Below are 318 nucleotides of genomic sequence, written 5' to 3'. Positions count from 1 at the left end.
CCGGTTGAGCAGGTCGAGTACCGCCGGGCGTGCCGCCTGTTCTTCGTGCCAGAGCGAGCGCATGAGCGTGCGGCTGACTGCTTGGGTGGTAATGCCGAGCGCTTGTGCAACTGCCCGCTGCTGCCCGCGGACCCCGGGAACCAGCAGATCGACCACGCGCCATTCGGCCTCGGTACGGTCGGAACATACCCGATACAGCAGGCGTGTGAGTCCTGAAGCCATGTCTGCGACTGCGCGATTGTGTGCCGATACCGCAATACCGCGGGCGGGGGCGCCGGTGCGTGCCGCCTCCACGGCGAGCCGTGAGAATTCGAGGGC

Annotated in this window: 1 pseudogene; it reads right to left on the bottom strand. The window is 67.3% G+C overall.

The window, feature by feature from the left end:
- A pseudogene (locus HMPREF2981_RS11110) lies at nucleotides 1-318 on the bottom strand (recombinase RecJ); the annotation flags it as partial.

The organism is Rothia sp. HMSC069C01, assembly GCF_001814655.1.
GTDB lineage: Bacteria > Actinomycetota > Actinomycetes > Actinomycetales > Micrococcaceae > Rothia > Rothia dentocariosa.
This window is presented reverse-complemented; position numbering and strand designations above follow the sequence as displayed.